The following is an 18,554-nucleotide window of genomic DNA, read 5'->3' on the forward strand; positions in this document are numbered from 1 at the left end:
ATGAGAGGTATGCTAGTTTTTTTCTGTTCCATGGGCAACCAATTGAATGAAGATAGAGCCTCCGACGAGTGTTGCGATTTTAAGAACTACACGAGAGCTTATGATTTATAGGAATTCTCGTTAGTAGTGTAGAAAAGTCAAAAACAGATGTAACAAGTCGAGGCGTAATTGATCCTAGCTTAATGAAGGATGCATCAAAATTAACTTATCAATTAGTGGCTGAAAGTCTACTAAACACATTGTCAAGACTTATACCGTAGCATGCAGTATTTATTATTAATATTAAGTCAGTTTTTTAAACAAGCTTGTTTAAAAAATGCCGATTGAGGAGTGAAGCAGTTGACAGGTCATCTAGTTCAGTATGGGCGACATCGCCAACGTAGAAGCTATGCACGTATTAGTGAAGTGTTAGAGCTACCAAATCTCATAGAAATTCAAACAGCTTCTTATGAGTGGTTTTTAAGAGAAGGTTTGAGAGAAATGTTTCAGGATATTTCTCCAATTGAAGATTTTACGGGAAGCTTATCGCTGGAGTTTATTGATTATAGTTTAGGCGAGCCTAAATATTCAATCAGTGACTCAAAAGAAAGAGACGTCACTTACAATGCTCCGCTACGTGTGAAGGTCCGTTTAATTAATAACAAAACGGGTGAGCTAAAAGAACAAGAAGTATTTATGGGTGATTTCCCATTAATGACAGACACGGGTACTTTTATTATTAATGGTGCAGAACGTGTTATCGTTTCTCAGCTTGTTCGTTCACCAAGTGTTTATTATAGCGAGAAAATGAATAAGAATGGTAAGCGTGGTATTATGGCTACGGTTATCCCTAACCGTGGAGCATGGTTAGAATTCGAAACGGACGCTAGAGATGTAGTTTATGTAAGAATTGACCGAACTCGTAAATTGCCAATTACAGTATTACTAAGAGCATTAGGGTTTGGGTCCAATGAAGAAATTATTGATTTATTAGGTGAAAATGAATACCTAAAGAACACATTAGAAAAAGATAATACCGAAACAACAGAAAAAGCAATGCTTGAAATCTATGAGCGTCTTCGTCCAGGTGAACCACCTACCGTTGAAAATGCGAAAAGTTTATTGATTTCACGTTTCTTTGATCCGAAGCGTTATGACCTTGCTTATGTTGGTCGCTATAAAATGAATAAAAAGCTTCATATTAAAAATCGAATCTTTAACCAAGTTTTAGCAGAAACACTTGTTGATCCAGAAACTGGAGAAGTGTTAGCTGAAAAAGGAGATAAAGTAGATCGTAAGCTTCTTAATAAACTTATGCCGTATTTAGATCGTGATGAAGCTAAATTAGGCGAAGAAACGGTTGAATTACAGGACGGTGTTTTAGTAGAGCCAGTTACATTCCAATCGATTAAGATTTATGATCCAAGTGATCCAACAGGAGAAAGAGTATTAAACGTACTTGGCAATGGTGGTTTAGATAAAAATATTAAACATATTATGCCAGTAGATATCATTTGCGCGATTAATTACTTTTTTAACCTGCTTTATTTCGTAGGAGATTCAGATGATATTGATCACCTAGGAAATAGAAGATTACGTTCTGTTGGAGAGTTACTCCAAAATCAATTCCGTATTGGTTTATCTAGAATGGAGCGTGTTGTGCGTGAGCGTATGTCAATTCAAGACACATCAAGCATCACTCCACAACAATTAATTAATATTCGCCCAGTAATTGCTTCCATTAAAGAATTCTTTGGAAGTTCACAGTTATCTCAGTTCATGGATCAAACTAACCCATTAACAGAGTTAACACATAAGCGTAGATTATCTGCATTAGGGCCTGGTGGTTTAACTAGAGAACGTGCCGGCTTTGAAGTTCGTGACGTACACTATTCTCACTATGGTCGTATGTGTCCAATTGAAACACCAGAAGGACCAAACATCGGTCTGATTAACTCCTTATCCAGTTATGGTAGAGTTAATGATTTTGGATTTATCGAAACACCATATCGTCGTGTAGATCCGGATACAGGTCAAGTAACAGATGAAATCGATTATTTGACTGCGGACGAAGAAGATAACTATGTAGTTGCACAAGCGAATGCTCTACTTGATGAAGAAGGACATTTCATCAATGAAGAGGTTGTTGCACGTTTTCGAGGAGAAAACACAGTTGTACCACGTGAACAGCTGGATTATATGGATGTTTCTCCTAAACAAGTAGTTTCTCCGGCGACAGCTTGTATTCCGTTCCTTGAAAATGATGACTCTAACCGTGCATTAATGGGAGCGAACATGCAACGTCAAGCAGTACCATTATTGAAGCCAGAATCGCCAATCGTTGGAACAGGGATGGAATATGTTTCAGGTAAGGACTCTGGTGCGGCAGTAATTTGTCGCCATAATGGAATCGTAGAGCGCGTAGAAGCGAAAAGAATTTTGGTAAGAAGAATTGAAGAAGTAGATGGAAAAGAAGTTCAAGGCGACTTAGAACATTATCCATTATTAAAATATATTCGTTCCAACCAAGGAACATGCTACAACCAATCTCCAATCGTAAAGAAAGGAGACCGCGTTGTAAAAGGTGAAGTACTTGCTGATGGGCCTTCCATGGAAAAAGGAGAGCTTGCATTAGGTCGCAACGTATTAGTTGCCTTCATGACATGGGAAGGATTTAACTATGAGGATGCGATTATCATGAGTGAGCGTCTTGTAAAAGATGATGTATATACATCTATTCATATTGAAGAATATGAAGCAGAAGCTCGTGATACAAAGTTAGGGCCTGAAGAAATTACAAGAGATATTCCAAACATTGGTGAAGAAGCGTTAAAGAACCTTGATGAACATGGAGTTGTTCGTATTGGGGCTGAAGTAACCAATGGGGATATTTTAGTAGGTAAAGTAACTCCTAAAGGAATGACAGAACTATCTGCGGAAGAAAGATTACTTCATGCCATTTTTGGTGAGAAGGCGCGTGAAGTACGAGATACATCATTACGTGTACCACATGGTGCTGGTGGAATTGTACTTGATATTAAAATCTTTAACCGTGAAGATGGCGATGAGTTACCGCCAGGAGTGAATCAGCTTATACGTGTTTATATCGTTCAGAAGCGTCAAATCTCAGAAGGAGATAAGATGGCGGGACGTCACGGAAATAAAGGGGTTATCTCGAAAATTTTACCAGAAGAAGATATGCCTTATATGCCAGATGGAACACCGGTTGACATCATGCTTAACCCACTAGGGGTACCGTCGCGAATGAACATCGGACAGGTGTTTGAATTGCATTTAGGTATGGCAGCAAGAAAGCTAGGTCTTCATGTAGCTTCTCCAGTATTTGATGGTGCTACAGAGCAAGATGTTTGGGATACATTAGAAGAAGCTGGTATGCCGCGTGATGCGAAGACAGTTCTATATGATGGTAGATCAGGTGAACCTTTTGATAATCGTGTTTCTGTCGGAATCTCTTATATGCTGAAATTATCACATATGGTTGATGATAAGATTCACGCACGTTCGACTGGACCATACTCACTAGTAACGCAACAACCGCTTGGTGGTAAAGCACAATTCGGTGGACAGCGTTTCGGAGAGATGGAAGTTTGGGCTCTTGAGGCATATGGTGCTGCTTATACATTGCAGGAAATTCTTACGGTTAAATCAGATGATATCGTTGGCCGTGTGAAAACATATGAATCAATTGTTAAGGGAGAAAATGTTCCTGACCCAGGAGTACCTGAATCATTTAAGGTACTTATCAAAGAACTTCAAAGTCTTGGTATGGACGTGAAAATGTTAACAAGTGAAATGGAAGAAATTGATTTACGTGAGTTAGATGATGATGAAACAAATGTAGCAGGTAAGCTTAATTTAGAAATGGAATAAGTTAAGTAGAATACTTGTACGATAAAGAAAATTGAGCATGATGTAGCTGGAACTTCCATGCTAAACTTGCCAAGTTTGCTTTAAGTGTAAGGTGAAAAATAGCGGAGTGTTGGCTCTTAGGAGCTAACATCTCCGATTTTAACATCTATATAATTGGTAAAATCGGACAAAAATAGGGAGGTAGGCCCTTTGTTAGATGTAAACGACTTTGCGTATATGAAAATTGGTTTAGCTTCATCAGAAAAAATTCGTTCTTGGTCATATGGAGAGGTAAAGAAACCTGAAACGATTAACTACCGTACATTGCGACCAGAAAAAGATGGGCTGTTTTGTGAGCGAATCTTTGGTCCACAAAAAGATTGGGAATGTCATTGCGGAAAGTATAAGCGTGTAAGATATAAAGGTGTAGTTTGTGATCGATGTGGAGTAGAGATTACAAAATCTAAAGTTCGTCGTGAGCGTATGGGACATATTGAACTTGCGGCACCAGTTACACATATTTGGTACTTCAAAGGTATTCCGAGCCGTATGGGACTAATCTTAGATATGTCTCCACGTGCACTAGAAGAAGTAATTTACTTTGCGGCATATATTGTAACAGAGCCAGGCAATACACCACTTGAGAAAAAACAGCTTCTTTCAGAGAAAGAATATCGTGAGTACTATTCGAAATATGGCAGCTCCTTTAAAGCAGAAATGGGCGCTGAGGCAATTCGTAAATTACTTCAAGATATTGATTTAGAACAAGAAGTAGAAGCATTAAGAGAAGAGCTTAAAACAGTTAAAGGTCAACGTCGAACTCGTGCGATTAGAAGATTAGAAGTGATGGAGGCATTCCGTAATTCTGGCAACGATACTTCATGGATGGTACTAGATGTTTTACCAGTTATTCCTCCTGAAATTCGCCCAATGGTTCAATTAGACGGTGGTCGCTTTGCAACTTCTGATTTAAATGATTTATACCGTCGTGTGATTAACCGTAACAACCGTTTGAAGCGCCTTCTAGATCTAGGTGCCCCTGGGATTATTGTACAAAATGAGAAAAGAATGCTTCAAGAAGCAGTAGATGCATTAGTGGATAATGGTAGACGTGGAAGACCAGTTACTGGTCCAGGAAACAGACCATTAAAATCACTATCTCATATGTTAAAAGGGAAACAAGGCCGTTTCCGTCAGAACTTATTAGGTAAGCGTGTTGATTACTCTGGTCGTTCCGTTATCGTAGTAGGACCTAACTTAAAGATGTATCAATGTGGATTGCCAAAAGAAATGGCATTAGAGCTATTTAAGCCATTTGTAATGAAAGAATTAGTAAGTCGTGGAATCTCCCATAATATCAAATCTGCAAAACGCAAAATTGAGCGCATACATCCGGAGGTTTGGGATGTACTAGAAGATGTTATTAAAGAACATCCGGTATTATTAAACCGTGCACCAACTTTGCACCGTCTTGGTATTCAAGCATTTGAACCTACTCTTGTTGAAGGGCGCGCAATTCGCTTACACCCATTAGTATGTACAGCGTATAATGCCGACTTTGATGGAGACCAGATGGCTATTCACGTACCTTTATCAGCAGAGGCCCAAGCGGAAGCTCGTATTTTAATGCTAGCTGCGCAAAACATTCTTAATCCAAAAGATGGTAAGCCAGTTGTTACACCTTCACAGGATATGGTATTAGGTAACTACTACTTAACTATTGAGCGAAAAGATGCTCGTGGTGAAGGAATGGTCTTCAATGATATAAATGAAGCGTCTATGGCATATCAAAATGGTTATGTACATTTGCACACAAGAGTTGCGATTTATGCAGGTAGCTTAAATAATGAAACATTTACAGAAGAACAAAATAAAAGATTATTATTAACAACAGTTGGTAAACTCATTTTCAATGAAATTTTACCAAAATCGTTCCCGTATATTAATGAGCCAACAAGATCTAATCTAGAAATTGAAACACCTGAGCACTATTTTGTAGATCCAGGAACAGATATTCCGGCAGAAATTAAGAGCCGTGAACTTATCCAACCATTCAAAAAAGGAATCCTTGGAGACATTATTGCGGAAGTATTCAAACGCTTTAAGATCAGTGAAACGTCTAAAATGCTTGATCGCATGAAGGATTTAGGATTCAAGTATTCTACAAAAGCAGGAATTACAGTTGGAATTTCAGATATCGTTGTATTAGAAAACAAGAAAGAATTACTCGACCAAGCACAAATTAAAGTAGATAATGTGATGAAGCAATTCCGTCGTGGTTTAATTACCGAAGAAGAGCGTTATGAGCATGTTATCTCTATCTGGTCCGAAGTAAAAGATGATATTCAGGAAAGATTAATACATTCATTAGATTCACAAAACCCAATCTTTATGATGAGTGATTCTGGTGCCCGTGGTAACCCATCAAACTTTACGCAGCTTGCAGGTATGCGTGGACTTATGGCAAACCCGGCAGGGAGAATCATCGAGTTACCAATTCGTTCGAGTTTCCGTGAAGGGTTAACCGTATTAGAGTACTTTATCTCTACACACGGAGCGCGTAAAGGACTTGCGGATACAGCATTAAAGACTGCCGATTCTGGTTACTTGACACGTCGTCTAGTAGATGTTGCTCAAGACGTAATTGTCAGAGAAGCGGATTGTGGAACAGATCGTGGTTTAACAGTAGCTGCTATCATGAATGGTCCAGAAGTAATCGAACCATTGATCGATCGTCTCGTTGGTCGTACATTGTTTAAAGATGTTAAACATCCAGAAACAGGAGATGTTATTCTTGAAAAAGGTGTAATCATTTCTGAAGACCAAGCAAAACAAATTACAGATGCTGGTGTAGAAGAAGTACAGATTCGCTCTGTATTTATGTGTAATACGAAACATGGTGTCTGCCAGAAATGTTATGGTCGTAACTTAGCAACTGGTGATGATGTAGAAGTAGGAGAAGCAGTAGGAATTATCGCTGCTCAGTCTATTGGTGAGCCAGGTACACAGTTAACAATGCGTACATTCCATACAGGTGGGGTTGCTGGAGACGATATCACTCAAGGTTTACCGAGAATCCAAGAGCTATTTGAGGCCCGTAATCCAAAAGGTCAAGCTGTAATTAGCGAGATTCCAGGAACCGTTCTTGAAATGAAAGAAGTAAAAGATAAACGCGTCATGGTAATTGAAGGTGAAGATGGTACACAGAACGAACATGTTATTCCGTATAATGCCCGTGTAAGAGTTTCTATTGGCGATGAAGTAGATGCGGGAGAAGAGTTGACAGAAGGTTCTATTGATCCTAAAGAGTTATTAGACGTTAAAGGTGTAGAAGCCGTTCAAAATTACTTGCTACGTGAGGTACAGAAAGTATACCGTATGCAGGGGGTTGAAATTGGTGACAAGCACGTTGAAGTAATGGTTCGTCAAATGTTAAGGAAGATCAAGGTAACAGACGCTGGGGATACAGATGTTTTACCAGGTTCATTGCTTGAATTACATTTATTCAGAGAAGCAAATGGTAAGGCATTACAAGAAGGAACACAACCAGCTGTTGGAGAACCAGTTCTACTTGGAATCACCAAGGCATCATTAGAAACAGAATCCTTCTTATCTGCGGCTTCCTTCCAGGAGACAACAAGAGTGTTGACAGATGCAGCAATTAAAGGTAAGCATGATGCACTACTCGGATTAAAAGAGAATGTAATTATTGGTAAGTTAGTTCCGGCTGGTACGGGAATGAAACAATATCGTTCCATTAAAGCGGGAGTTACTGCAGAGGAAGAAAGAGAAACAAAAGAAATAGAGATAGAAACAATTCAATAATTACTGTTGATTTAAAACGATAAGTATAGGAAAAAAATGTTAGGAAGCACCGAAAAATAATGCATTTTCTGTTGACATTAAAAAACGAGAATGTTACTATGTTTTAGGTGCTTCCGATTATACTTATTATATTGGAGGATCGACTTGATGTCTTATGAAAAATTGACACAGGTACAACCAAAAATTGTAGTCGGTATTAAGCAAGTATTAAAGGCAATAAAGAATGAAGTTGCCAGTGAAGTGTACATTGCGACTGACGCAGATATTAGATTAACTGATCCGGTAGTAGAATTTGCTAAAGAAGCAAATATATCGGTATATCGAGTTGATTCGATGAAAAAGTTAGGTGCTGCTTGTGGCATAGAAGTAGGAACATCAGCAGTAGCAGTAAAAAAATAAACGTCTTGGCGGAAAAAAACCGTGAAGCATTTGTTTTTTGCTCTTTGATGAACCGCCCGGATATGTGGTATTAGAAATGAGCTTAATTAGCACAAATAATTGTTGATTAAATCTGCTTAGTTCTGGAACAAGTGGTAATTGAAACTTTTAATCACCTATATAACATTTTACCTTATATAGGAGCAGATTAAATTAGAAGCAAGTCAATTATGACAAGCTATATAACAATCATGGGAAGGAGGAAACAAATAATGCCTACAATTAACCAATTAATTCGTAAAGGTCGTGTTAGTAAAGTAAAAGCTACTGACTCACCTGCTCTAAATAGAGGGTATAACAGCTTTAAGAAATCTTTCACAAACCAAAGCTCTCCACAAAAACGTGGTGTATGCACGAGAGTTGGTACTTTAACACCTAAGAAGCCAAACTCTGCATTACGTAAATATGCGCGTGTTCGTTTATCTAACAACATGGAAGTAACAGCATATATCCCAGGGATTGGGCACAACCTACAAGAGCACAGTGTTGTACTAATTCGTGGTGGACGTGTTAAAGATTTACCAGGGGTGCGTTATCATATTGTTCGTGGTGCGCTAGATACTGCTGGTGTTGATGGACGTAAGCAAGGACGTTCTAAATACGGTGCTAAAAAAGCTAAAAAATAATTGATCATACATCTTTGGAAAGGAGGAAAACACATGCCAAGAAAAGGACCAGTACCTAAGAGAGACGTTTTACCAGATCCGCTTTATAAATCTAAATTAGTTACTCGATTAATTAATCAAATTATGATAGATGGAAAAAGAGGTAAAGCTCAAAAAATTCTTTACAATGCATTTGAATTAGTTGCTGAAAGAAGTGGCCAAGAGGCTATGGAAGTTTTCGATCAAGCAATGAAAAATGTAATGCCAGTACTAGAGGTGCGCGCGCGTCGAGTTGGTGGTTCTAACTACCAAGTTCCAGTGGAAGTTCGTCCAGAGCGTCGTCAAGCTTTAGGCTTACGTTATATTGTAAACTATTCACGTTTACGTGGAGAGAAAACAATGGAAGAGCGTCTAGCGAACGAGATTCTAGATGCTTCTAATAATACAGGTGCGTCTGTTAAAAGACGTGAAGATTTACACAAAATGGCAGAAGCAAACAAAGCATTTGCTCATTATCGTTGGTAATCACCATACTAAAGATGATTTTAGGAAGGAGAAAAACACATGGCAAGAGAGTTCTCCTTGGAAAAGACACGTAATATCGGTATTATGGCGCATATTGACGCCGGAAAAACAACAACTACCGAGCGTATCCTTTTCTATACAGGACGTATTCATAAGATTGGTGAGACACATGAAGGTGCTTCACAAATGGACTGGATGGAACAAGAGCAAGAGCGTGGTATTACAATCACTTCAGCTGCAACAACTGCGCAATGGAAAGGACACCGTATCAACATCATTGATACTCCTGGACACGTAGATTTCACAGTTGAGGTTGAGCGTTCACTACGAGTACTTGACGGTGCTGTAACAGTTCTAGATGCACAATCAGGTGTAGAACCACAGACAGAAACAGTTTGGCGCCAAGCTACAACTTACGGGGTACCTAGAGCTGTATTCATTAACAAAATGGATAAAACAGGCGCTGATTTCTTATATGCTGTTGGTACATTAAGAGATCGTTTAGGAGCTAACGCACGCCCAGTGCAATTCCCTATCGGTGCGGAAGATGAATTCGAAGGAATTATCGACCTTATTGAAATGGAAGCACATTTCTACTTAGATGATTTAGGTACAACTGCAGAATCACGTGAGATTCCAGCAGAGTACAAAGAAAAAGCAGAGCAATTACGTGAAGAATTAATTGAATCTGTTGCTGAATTAGATGAAGAGCTAATGATGAAGTTCTTAGAAGGTGAAGAAATCACTAAAGAAGAACTAAAACAAGCTATTCGTAAAGCTACATTAAACATTGATTTATATCCTGTTTTCTGTGGTTCTGCATTCAAAAACAGAGGGGTTCAATTATTACTAGATGGAGTAATTGAATACTTACCATCACCACTTGATATTCCTGCTATTACAGGTATTGTTCCTGGAACTGAAGAAGAAGTTGAGCGTATTGCTGGCGATGACGAACCATTCTCAGCATTAGCGTTTAAAGTAATGACTGACCCATTCGTAGGGAAGCTTACATTCTTCCGTGTTTACTCTGGTAAACTAAATTCAGGATCTTATGTAAGAAACTCAATTAAGGATAAGCGTGAGCGTGTAGGACGTATCCTACAAATGCATGCGAATTCTCGTGAAGAAATTTCAACTGTTTACACAGGGGAAATTGCTGCGGCAGTAGGTTTGAAAGATACAACTACAGGGGATACTCTATGTGACGAGAAAAATCTTGTTATATTAGAATCTATGGAATTCCCTGAGCCAGTTATCACTGTTGCAATCGAGCCAAAAACAAGAGCAGACCAAGATAAAATGGGTATTGCACTTTCTAAGCTTGCAGAAGAAGATCCGACTTTTGTCACTGAAACAAATAAAGAAACGGGTCAAACAGTTATCAGCGGTATGGGTGAGCTTCATCTTGATATTATCGTTGACCGTTTGAAGCGTGAATTTAAAGTGGAAGCGAATGTAGGAGCTCCACAAGTTGCTTACCGTGAAACATTCCGCTCAACGGCTGAAGTTGAAGGTAAGTTCGTTCGTCAGTCAGGTGGACGTGGACAATACGGACACGTTTGGGTTAAATATGAACCACTTGAGCCAGGCGAAGGATTTGTTTTCGAAAACAAAATCGTAGGGGGAGTTGTTCCTCGCGAATACATCGCATCTGTTGAAGCTGGTATTGCTGAAGCAATGCAAAATGGTGTAGTAGCTGGATATCCTTTAATCGATGTAAAAGCTACATTATTTGACGGTTCTTACCACGATGTTGACTCAAGTGAGATGGCTTTTAAAATTGCAGGTTCTTTATCTTTAAGAGCTGCTAAATCTAAATGTGATCCAGTATTACTTGAGCCAGTATTCAAAGTAGAAATCATTGTTCCAGAGGAGTATTTAGGTGATGTAATGGGTGACGTTACTTCACGTCGTGGACGCGTAGATGGTATGGAAGCAAGAGGAAATGCACAAGTAGTAAGAGCATTTGTACCACTTTCTGAAATGTTCGGATATGCAACAGCTCTACGTTCAAATACTCAAGGTCGCGGAGTCTACACAATGATTTTCGACCACTATGAAGAAGTACCTAAGAGTATTGCTGAAGAAATTATTAAGAAAAATGCGGGAGAATAATTGATTTTTTATTATTCATCACGTATAACAATTAGTAAGAGCTAAAAACATAATTTAAATTGTTTTTTGCCAATCATAATATAAAAATAATGCTTATTTAATTAAGGAGGAAATATTAATGGCTAAAGAAAAATTTGATCGTTCGAAATCCCATGTTAACATTGGTACAATCGGACACGTTGACCATGGTAAAACTACTTTAACTGCTGCTATCACAACAGTTATGAACAAAGTAAACGGTTCTGGTCAAGCTATGGCTTATGACCAAATCGATGGAGCTCCAGAAGAGAAAGAGCGTGGAATTACAATCGCTACTTCTCACGTTGAGTATGAAACAGCTACTCGTCACTATGCACACGTAGATTGCCCAGGACACGCTGACTACGTTAAAAATATGATTACTGGTGCTGCACAAATGGACGGAGCTATCTTAGTAGTATCTGCTGCTGACGGCCCTATGCCACAAACTCGTGAGCACATCCTATTATCTCGTAACGTAGGTGTACCTTCTATCGTTGTATTCTTAAACAAAATCGATATGGTAGACGACGAAGAGTTAGTAGAATTAGTAGAAATGGAAGTTCGTGATTTACTTTCTGAGTATGACTTCCCAGGTGATGACATCCCTGTAATTCAAGGTTCTGCTTTAAAAGCACTTGAAGGAGACGCTGCATACGAAGAGAAAATCGTTGAATTAATGGACGCTGTTGATGAGTACATTGAAACTCCAGAGCGTGACAAAGAAAAACCATTCATGATGCCAGTTGAGGATGTATTCACAATCACTGGACGTGGAACAGTTGCTACTGGACGCGTTGAGCGTGGAGAAGTTAAGGTTGGAGATGAAGTAGAAATCATCGGTCTTAACGAAGCAGCTATGAAGACTACTGTAACTGGAGTAGAAATGTTCCGTAAGCTTTTAGATTATGCTGAAGCTGGAGATAACATTGGTGCATTACTTCGTGGGGTTACTCGTGAGCAAATCACTCGTGGACAAGTATTAGCTAAGCCTGGTACAATCACTCCACACACTAACTTCAAATCTGAAGTTTATGTATTATCAAAAGAAGAAGGTGGACGTCATACTCCATTCTTTGGTAACTACCGTCCTCAGTTCTACTTCCGTACAACTGACGTAACTGGTGTTATCCAATTACCTGAAGGCGTAGAAATGGTAATGCCTGGAGATAATGTTGAATTAAGCGTTGAACTAATTTCTCCAATCGCGATCGAAGAAGGAACTCGTTTCTCTATTCGTGAAGGTGGACGTACTGTAGGTTCAGGCGTTGTTTCATCTATCGTTAAATAATAATTATTAATATACAGAAGCAGACAGCGAAAAAGCTGTCTGCTTTTTTGTTAATCTAAACATGTTTTTATCCAACAAAGAATTTTATCAAATTCATATGAAAAAATGGGGTACCTGTTGAATAGAAAAATAAATATTCTTCAATTCGATAAATTTTACGATATTGCTTGCAATCGCTATAAAATGTTTGTATAATAAAAAAATGTGCAAAGAGCGCTTAAAAAAGCAACTTTATAAGGATTTTCCTTAGAAAACTCTTGCATTGACCGCAGCTTTTATTTATAATAAGACTGTTGGTCTAAAAAGGCGATGAAGTGGAAGGTTGTTGGCACACCCGGCCCCTTTGCCATGGCGGGTGGCTAAGAAATTTCTACAGAGTATGTCTATTATAAAATGGGCGAGAAGGAGGGAAAATAATGGCAAAAGAGAAAATTAGAATTCGTTTAAAGGCTTATGATCATCGTATTCTTGATCAATCAGCTGAGAAAATCGTAGGTACAGCAAAACGTTCTGGTGCAAAGGTGTCTGGACCAATTCCATTACCGACAGACAAATCTGTATATACAATTCTACGTGCGGTTCACAAGTATAAAGATTCTCGTGAACAATTCGAAATGCGTACACACAAACGTCTAATTGACATTGTTAATCCAACACCACAGACAGTTGATGCTTTAATGCGTCTTGACTTACCATCTGGTGTGGATATTGAAATTAAACTATAATATTTGATCTTATATAGGAGGTGCAGACGGATGACGAAAGGAATCTTAGGTCGTAAAATCGGCATGACTCAGCTTTTCGCAGAAAATGGTGAAGTAGTTCCAGTAACAGTACTTCAAGCTGAGCCTAACGTAGTATTACAAAAGTTAACAGCAGAAAACAACGGCTATGAAGCAATTCAAATTGGTTTCTTTAATGAAAGAGAATCACGTATTAACAAAGCGATGAAAGGTCATGCTGAAAAAGCAGATACAGCCCCTAAGCGCTACGTTCGTGAAATCCGTAACGCTAATCTTGACGACTACGAAGTAGGGCAAGAAATTGGCGTAGATATTTTTCAGATCGGTGAAAAAGTTGATGTTACGGGTACATCAAAAGGTAAAGGATTCCAAGGTGCTATCAAACGCCATAACCAACAACGTGGACCAATGTCTCATGGTTCTCGCTACCACAGAGGAGCAGGATCTATGGGTGCATCAGCAGATCCAGCACGTGTGTTCAAAGGTAAAAAATTACCTGGTCAAATGGGTGCGGTACAAGTAACAATCCAAAACCTAGAAATTGTTAAAGTAGACACAGAGCGCAACTTAATTCTTGTTAAAGGGAATGTTCCAGGTGCGAAAAAATCTGTAGTTAAAATTACAAGTGCAATTAAAGGAAATTAATAGACGAAGGGAGGATATGTCATGCTTAAAGTAGCATTATACAAACAAGACGGATCGCAAGTTGGCGATATTGAATTAAATGAAGCTGTTTTCGGTATTGAACCAAACAAAACAGTATTAAGTGAAGCAGTAATTATGCAACGTGCTTCTTTACGTCAAGGTACACACGCTGTTAAAAACCGTTCGGCGGTAAGAGGCGGTGGGAGAAAACCTTGGAAACAAAAAGGTACTGGTAGAGCTCGTCAAGGCTCAATCCGTTCTCCGCAATGGGTTGGCGGTGGCGTGGTTTTCGGACCAACTCCACGTAGCTACAGCTATAAGATGCCTAAGAAAGTAAGACGTTTAGCATTAAAGTCTGCTTACTCAACTAAGGTACAAAATGAAGAAGTTTTAGTTTTAGATAGTCTTTCATTCGAAGCTCCTAAAACAAAAGATTTCGTTAAAATGCTAGGTGCATTAAATGTAGACAAGAAGGCTTTAATTGTAACTGCTGAGAAAGACGAGAATGTAGCTCGTTCTGCTAGCAATTTACAATCAGTAAAAGTTTTAACTGTAAATGAAGTAAGTGTTCTTGACTTGCTAATGCATGACAAGCTGATCCTAACTAAGGATGCAGCAGAGATTGCAGGGGAGGTGCTTGCATAATGGCAGATTTAAGAGATATCATTAAGCGCCCTGTTATTACTGAGCAAAGTGCAGATTTAATGGTAGATAAGAAATACACTTTTGAAGTAGATAAAAAAGCAAACAAAACACAGATTAAACAAGCTGTTGAACTTGTTTTCGGTGTAAAAGTAGAAAAAGTAAACACAATTAATGTAAAAGGAAAGTTCAAGCGCATGGGTCGTTACGGTGGTTACCGTTCTGATCGTAAAAAAGCTATCATTCAACTTACAGCAGATAGCAAAGAACTTGATTTCTTCGAAGTATAATTAAGGAAGAAAAGGAGGGACACGTAAATGGGAATTAAAAAGTATAAACCAACCACAAATGCAACTCGTAATATGTCGGTTTTAGATTTCGCTGAAATCACTACAGATAAGCCAGAGAAATCTTTATTAGCTCCTTTACATAAACGTGGAGGAAGAAACAACCAAGGAAGATTAACTGTACGTCACCAAGGTGGTGGGCATAAGCGTCAATACCGTATTATCGATTTCAAACGTGATAAAGATGGAATTCCAGGACGCGTTGCTACAATCGAATACGATCCAAACCGTACAGCTAATATTGCGTTAATTCACTATGTTGATGGTGAAAAGCGTTACATCCTTGCACCAAAAGGAATCAAAGTAGGTAATATGATTGAATCAGGAACAGAAGCTGATATCAAGACAGGTAATGCATTACCACTACAAAATATTCCAGTTGGTACAGTAATTCATAATGTTGAATTAAAGCCAGGTCGCGGTGGACAAATCGCTAGATCAGCAGGTGCTGAAGCACAAATTCTTGGACGTGAAGGAAAATACGTATTAGTACGTTTAGTTTCTGGAGAAGTTCGTTTAATTTTAGGAACTTGCCGTGCAACAATTGGTCAAGTAGGAAATATTGAGCATGAGCTTGTTGAAATTGGTAAAGCTGGTCGTTCTCGTTGGTTAGGTAAGCGCCCAACTGTTCGTGGTTCGGTAATGAACCCAGTAGATCACCCACACGGTGGGGGAGAAGGACGTACATCAATTGGTTTACCATCTCCTGTATCTCCATGGGGTCAACCAACTCTTGGATACAAAACACGTAAGAAGAAAAAGCAGTCTAGCAAATATATTGTTCGTGGACGTAAACGTAAGAACAAAAGATAAAAAAACAACTTTATTTCTTACACGAAAGGAGGTCTATCGATGGGACGCAGCTTAAAGAAAGGCCCATTCGCTGATGATCATCTATTAAAGAAGGTTGACGCGTTAAATGAGTCTAACGATAAAAAAGTAGTTAAAACTTGGTCACGCCGTTCTACAATTTTCCCTTCGTTTGTTGGCCATACAATTGCTGTTTACGATGGAAGAAAGCATGTACCAGTTTATATAACAGAAGATATGGTAGGACATAAATTAGGTGAATTCGCGCCGACTCGTACGTATAGAGGTCATGGTGCAGATGATAAAAAAACAAGATAATGGAATGAGAGGAGGCACTCTATATGCAAGCTAAATCTGTTGCAAAATCAGTTCGTATTGCTCCTCGTAAAGCGAGATTAGTTGTTGATTTAATTCGAGGTAAACATGTTGCTGAAGCAATGGCAATTTTACGTTTAACACAACGTGGTGCTTCTCCAGTTGTAGAGAAAGTTCTAAAGTCTGCAGTAGCAAACGCGGAACACAACTACGAAATGGATGTTGAGAACCTAATTGTTTCTGAAGCATTTGTAAATGAGGGAGCAACTCTAAAACGCTTTAGACCACGTGCACAAGGACGTGCAAGCAGAATTAACAAACGCACAAGTCACATTACTGTAGTAGTGACAGAAAAGAAGGAGGGGTAATCTGTGGGTCAAAAAATTAACCCGACTGGTCTTCGCGTAGGCGTCATCCGTGACTGGGAATCAAAATGGTACGCTGACAAAGACTATGCGGATTTATTACATGAAGATATTAAAATTAGAGAATACCTTGAAAAGCGCCTAATTACTGCATCCGTTTCTTCTATTGAAATTGAGCGTGCAGCAAACAGAGTGAATATCACTATTCATACTGGTAAGCCAGGAATGGTAATTGGTAAAGGCGGTTCAGAAGTAGAAGCTCTACGTAAATCACTAAGCAGCTTAACAGGTAAAAAAGTTCATATTAACATCGTAGAAGTTAAAAGAATTGATGTTAATGCTAAATTAGTAGCTGAAAACATTGCTCGTCAATTAGAAAACCGTGTTTCTTTCCGTCGTGTACAGAAACAAGCGATTCAAAGAGCAATTCGTGCAGGTGCTAAAGGAATTAAAACTCAAGTATCTGGTCGTCTTGGCGGAGCAGATATTGCGAGAGCAGAAGGATATAGCGAAGGAACAGTACCACTTCACACATTACGTGCTGACATTGATTATGCAACAGCAGAAGCAGACACAACTTTCGGTAAGTTAGGTGTTAAAGTGTGGATCTATCGTGGAGAAGTCCTTCCAACTAAAACTACAAAATAAGGAAGGGGGCAATGCATTATGTTAATGCCTAAACGTGTTAAATATCGTAAACAACAACGTGGACGTATGAGAGGTCAAGCAAAAGGCGGAACTTCAGTTGCATTCGGTGAATTTGGTTTACAAGCACAAGAATCAGCTTGGATTACATCAAGACAAATCGAAGCAGCGCGTATCGCGATGACTCGTTACATGAAGCGTGGCGGGAAAGTATGGATTAAAATTTTCCCAGATAAACCTTATACTGCAAAACCCCTAGAAGTTCGAATGGGATCAGGTAAAGGTGCAGTAGATGGATGGGTTGCAGTAGTAAAACCTGGAAGAATACTTTTCGAAGTAGCAGGAGTATCTGAAGAGGTAGCAAGAGAGGCTTTACGTTTAGCGTCTCATAAGCTTCCGATTAAGACTAAATTTGTAAAACGCGAAGAAATTGGTGGTGATAGCAATGAAGGCTAAAGAAATAAGAGAACTAACCACTGCCGAAATTGAACAAAATGTGAAATCTTTAAAAGAAGAGCTATTCAATTTACGTTTCCAACTTGCAACAGGTCAATTAGAAAACACGGCACGTATTCGTGAAGTTAAGAAGTCCATTGCTCGTATGAAAACAGTTGCGCATCAACGTGAATTAAGCGTAAATAACTGATACAAGAGAGGAGGCTAGCCTCAAGATGAGTGAGCGTAATAATCGTAAAGTATACACAGGACGTGTTGTATCTGACAAAATGGATAAAACAATTACAGTGCTAGTTGAATCATATAAAGTTCACCGTTTATACGGTAAGCGTGTTAAATATTCTAAGAAATTTAAAACACATGATGAAAATAACGTAGCAAAAATTGGGGATATCGTTCGTATTATGGAGACCCGCCCATTGTCAGCAACAAAACGTTATCGTTTGGTTGAAGTGGTAGAAGAAGCAATTATTATTTAAGTAAGTTTAATTCGTACGGATTATCCGAAGGGAGGTCACATTTGTATGATTCAACAAGAGACTCATTTAAAAGTTGCAGATAACTCTGGTGCTCGTATTGTAAAAACAATTAAAGTACTAGGTGGATCTGGTCGTAAAATCGCTAACATTGGTGATATAATTGTTTGTTCAGTACAACAAGCAACACCAGGGGGCGTTGTCAAAAAAGGTGAAGTAGTAAAAGCTGTTATTGTACGTACTAAAACAGGTGCTCGCCGTAGTGACGGATCGTATATTCGTTTTGATGAAAATGCTGCTGTAATCATTCGTGATGATAAAAGTCCGAGAGGTACTCGTATCTTTGGACCGGTTGCACGTGAATTACGTGACGGTAGCTTTATGAGAATCGTATCTCTAGCACCAGAAGTATTATAAGAAGATATGCACTATATAGGGAGG

19 protein-coding genes are annotated in these 18,554 nt (G+C 38.8%); all 19 read left to right on the forward strand.

Features of this window, described 5'->3' with window-relative positions:
• Positions 1 to 339: 339 nt before the first annotated feature.
• The 19 genes from rpoB to rplN all read left to right on the forward strand — a co-directional run bounded on the left by rpoB (position 340) and on the right by rplN (position 18,530).
• Positions 340 to 3,870 (forward strand): DNA-directed RNA polymerase subunit beta, encoded by a 3,531-nt coding sequence (rpoB, locus tag AB4Y30_RS00610; RefSeq protein WP_368653598.1) that lies wholly within the window; start codon positions 340 to 342, stop codon positions 3,868 to 3,870.
• A 189-nt stretch (positions 3,871 to 4,059) separates the two neighbouring features.
• Entirely contained in the window at positions 4,060 to 7,674 is a 3,615-nt protein-coding gene (gene rpoC, locus AB4Y30_RS00615) for a DNA-directed RNA polymerase subunit beta' (RefSeq protein WP_368653599.1), read from the forward strand.
• Positions 7,675 to 7,821: 147 nt separating this feature from the next.
• Positions 7,822 to 8,073: a ribosomal L7Ae/L30e/S12e/Gadd45 family protein gene (locus tag AB4Y30_RS00620; protein ID WP_368653600.1), complete on the forward strand. Its 252-nt coding sequence runs from the start codon at positions 7,822 to 7,824 to the stop codon at positions 8,071 to 8,073.
• Positions 8,074 to 8,324: 251 nt separating this feature from the next.
• Positions 8,325 to 8,738 (forward strand): 30S ribosomal protein S12, encoded by a 414-nt coding sequence (gene rpsL / locus AB4Y30_RS00625; protein ID WP_368653601.1) that lies wholly within the window; start codon positions 8,325 to 8,327, stop codon positions 8,736 to 8,738.
• 33 nt (positions 8,739 to 8,771) lie between these two features.
• Positions 8,772 to 9,242, forward strand: coding sequence for a 30S ribosomal protein S7 (gene rpsG / locus AB4Y30_RS00630; RefSeq protein ID WP_368653602.1), 471 nt, complete (start codon positions 8,772 to 8,774; stop codon positions 9,240 to 9,242).
• 39 nt (positions 9,243 to 9,281) lie between these two features.
• Entirely contained in the window at positions 9,282 to 11,360 is a 2,079-nt protein-coding gene (gene fusA, locus AB4Y30_RS00635; RefSeq protein ID WP_368653603.1) for an elongation factor G, read from the forward strand.
• Positions 11,361 to 11,478: 118 nt separating this feature from the next.
• Positions 11,479 to 12,669, forward strand: coding sequence for an elongation factor Tu (tuf, locus tag AB4Y30_RS00640; RefSeq protein ID WP_368653604.1), 1,191 nt, complete (start codon positions 11,479 to 11,481; stop codon positions 12,667 to 12,669).
• Between the two features lie 416 nt (positions 12,670 to 13,085).
• Complete coding sequence (rpsJ, locus tag AB4Y30_RS00645; protein WP_368653605.1) at positions 13,086 to 13,394, forward strand: 30S ribosomal protein S10; 309 nt, start codon at positions 13,086 to 13,088, stop codon at positions 13,392 to 13,394.
• A 30-nt stretch (positions 13,395 to 13,424) separates the two neighbouring features.
• A complete protein-coding gene (gene rplC, locus AB4Y30_RS00650; RefSeq protein ID WP_368653606.1) occupies positions 13,425 to 14,057 on the forward strand; it encodes a 50S ribosomal protein L3 in 633 nt (210 codons plus the stop codon).
• A 21-nt stretch (positions 14,058 to 14,078) separates the two neighbouring features.
• Positions 14,079 to 14,702, forward strand: a complete 624-nt coding sequence (rplD, locus tag AB4Y30_RS00655; protein ID WP_368653607.1) for a 50S ribosomal protein L4 — start codon at positions 14,079 to 14,081, stop codon at positions 14,700 to 14,702.
• On the forward strand, positions 14,702 to 14,989 hold the full coding sequence (gene rplW / locus AB4Y30_RS00660; protein WP_368653608.1) for a 50S ribosomal protein L23: 288 nt from the start codon (positions 14,702 to 14,704) through the stop codon (positions 14,987 to 14,989). The genes rplD and rplW overlap by 1 nt, the downstream gene beginning before the upstream one ends.
• A gap of 27 nt (positions 14,990 to 15,016) precedes the next feature.
• Complete coding sequence (gene rplB, locus AB4Y30_RS00665; protein WP_368653609.1) at positions 15,017 to 15,859, forward strand: 50S ribosomal protein L2; 843 nt, start codon at positions 15,017 to 15,019, stop codon at positions 15,857 to 15,859.
• Positions 15,860 to 15,898: 39 nt separating this feature from the next.
• Positions 15,899 to 16,174, forward strand: coding sequence for a 30S ribosomal protein S19 (gene rpsS, locus AB4Y30_RS00670; protein WP_368653610.1), 276 nt, complete (start codon positions 15,899 to 15,901; stop codon positions 16,172 to 16,174).
• Positions 16,175 to 16,197: 23 nt separating this feature from the next.
• Complete coding sequence (gene rplV, locus AB4Y30_RS00675; protein ID WP_368653611.1) at positions 16,198 to 16,539, forward strand: 50S ribosomal protein L22; 342 nt, start codon at positions 16,198 to 16,200, stop codon at positions 16,537 to 16,539.
• 3 nt (positions 16,540 to 16,542) lie between these two features.
• Positions 16,543 to 17,184, forward strand: coding sequence for a 30S ribosomal protein S3 (gene rpsC, locus AB4Y30_RS00680; protein ID WP_368653612.1), 642 nt, complete (start codon positions 16,543 to 16,545; stop codon positions 17,182 to 17,184).
• An 18-nt stretch (positions 17,185 to 17,202) separates the two neighbouring features.
• On the forward strand, positions 17,203 to 17,637 hold the full coding sequence (gene rplP / locus AB4Y30_RS00685; protein WP_368653613.1) for a 50S ribosomal protein L16: 435 nt from the start codon (positions 17,203 to 17,205) through the stop codon (positions 17,635 to 17,637).
• On the forward strand, positions 17,627 to 17,827 hold the full coding sequence (gene rpmC / locus AB4Y30_RS00690; protein ID WP_368653614.1) for a 50S ribosomal protein L29: 201 nt from the start codon (positions 17,627 to 17,629) through the stop codon (positions 17,825 to 17,827). Before rplP ends, rpmC begins: the two co-directional genes overlap by 11 nt.
• A gap of 25 nt (positions 17,828 to 17,852) precedes the next feature.
• Entirely contained in the window at positions 17,853 to 18,116 is a 264-nt protein-coding gene (gene rpsQ, locus AB4Y30_RS00695; RefSeq protein ID WP_368653615.1) for a 30S ribosomal protein S17, read from the forward strand.
• A gap of 45 nt (positions 18,117 to 18,161) precedes the next feature.
• The gene (gene rplN, locus AB4Y30_RS00700; protein ID WP_368653616.1) at positions 18,162 to 18,530 is read left to right on the forward strand and encodes a 50S ribosomal protein L14; all 369 of its coding nucleotides are present in this window, start codon (positions 18,162 to 18,164) and stop codon (positions 18,528 to 18,530) included.
• The last annotated feature ends 24 nt before the right edge of the window (positions 18,531 to 18,554 follow it).

Origin of the sequence: Ornithinibacillus sp. 4-3, assembly GCF_040958695.1 — a bacterium.
Classification (GTDB): domain Bacteria; phylum Bacillota; class Bacilli; order Bacillales; family Amphibacillaceae; genus CALAMD01.

Bases quoted from the DNA above. Each gene is read 5' to 3' on its own strand.
- rplD (WP_368653607.1), top strand. From the start codon at position 14,079: ATGCTTAAAGTAGCATTATACAAACAAGACGGATCGCAAGTTGGCGAT.
- rpsG (WP_368653602.1), top strand. From the start codon at position 8,772: ATGCCAAGAAAAGGACCAGTACCTAAGAGAGACGTTTTACCAGATCCG.
- rplV (WP_368653611.1), top strand. From the start codon at position 16,198: ATGCAAGCTAAATCTGTTGCAAAATCAGTTCGTATTGCTCCTCGTAAA.
- AB4Y30_RS00620 (WP_368653600.1), top strand. From the start codon at position 7,822: ATGTCTTATGAAAAATTGACACAGGTACAACCAAAAATTGTAGTCGGT.
- rpsQ (WP_368653615.1), top strand. From the start codon at position 17,853: ATGAGTGAGCGTAATAATCGTAAAGTATACACAGGACGTGTTGTATCT.
- rpsL (WP_368653601.1), top strand. From the start codon at position 8,325: ATGCCTACAATTAACCAATTAATTCGTAAAGGTCGTGTTAGTAAAGTA.
- rpsS (WP_368653610.1), top strand. From the start codon at position 15,899: ATGGGACGCAGCTTAAAGAAAGGCCCATTCGCTGATGATCATCTATTA.
- rpsJ (WP_368653605.1), top strand. From the start codon at position 13,086: ATGGCAAAAGAGAAAATTAGAATTCGTTTAAAGGCTTATGATCATCGT.
- rplC (WP_368653606.1), top strand. From the start codon at position 13,425: ATGACGAAAGGAATCTTAGGTCGTAAAATCGGCATGACTCAGCTTTTC.
- rpmC (WP_368653614.1), top strand. From the start codon at position 17,627: ATGAAGGCTAAAGAAATAAGAGAACTAACCACTGCCGAAATTGAACAA.
- rplP (WP_368653613.1), top strand. From the start codon at position 17,203: ATGTTAATGCCTAAACGTGTTAAATATCGTAAACAACAACGTGGACGT.
- rplN (WP_368653616.1), top strand. From the start codon at position 18,162: ATGATTCAACAAGAGACTCATTTAAAAGTTGCAGATAACTCTGGTGCT.
- tuf (WP_368653604.1), top strand. From the start codon at position 11,479: ATGGCTAAAGAAAAATTTGATCGTTCGAAATCCCATGTTAACATTGGT.
- fusA (WP_368653603.1), top strand. From the start codon at position 9,282: ATGGCAAGAGAGTTCTCCTTGGAAAAGACACGTAATATCGGTATTATG.
- rplB (WP_368653609.1), top strand. From the start codon at position 15,017: ATGGGAATTAAAAAGTATAAACCAACCACAAATGCAACTCGTAATATG.
- rplW (WP_368653608.1), top strand. From the start codon at position 14,702: ATGGCAGATTTAAGAGATATCATTAAGCGCCCTGTTATTACTGAGCAA.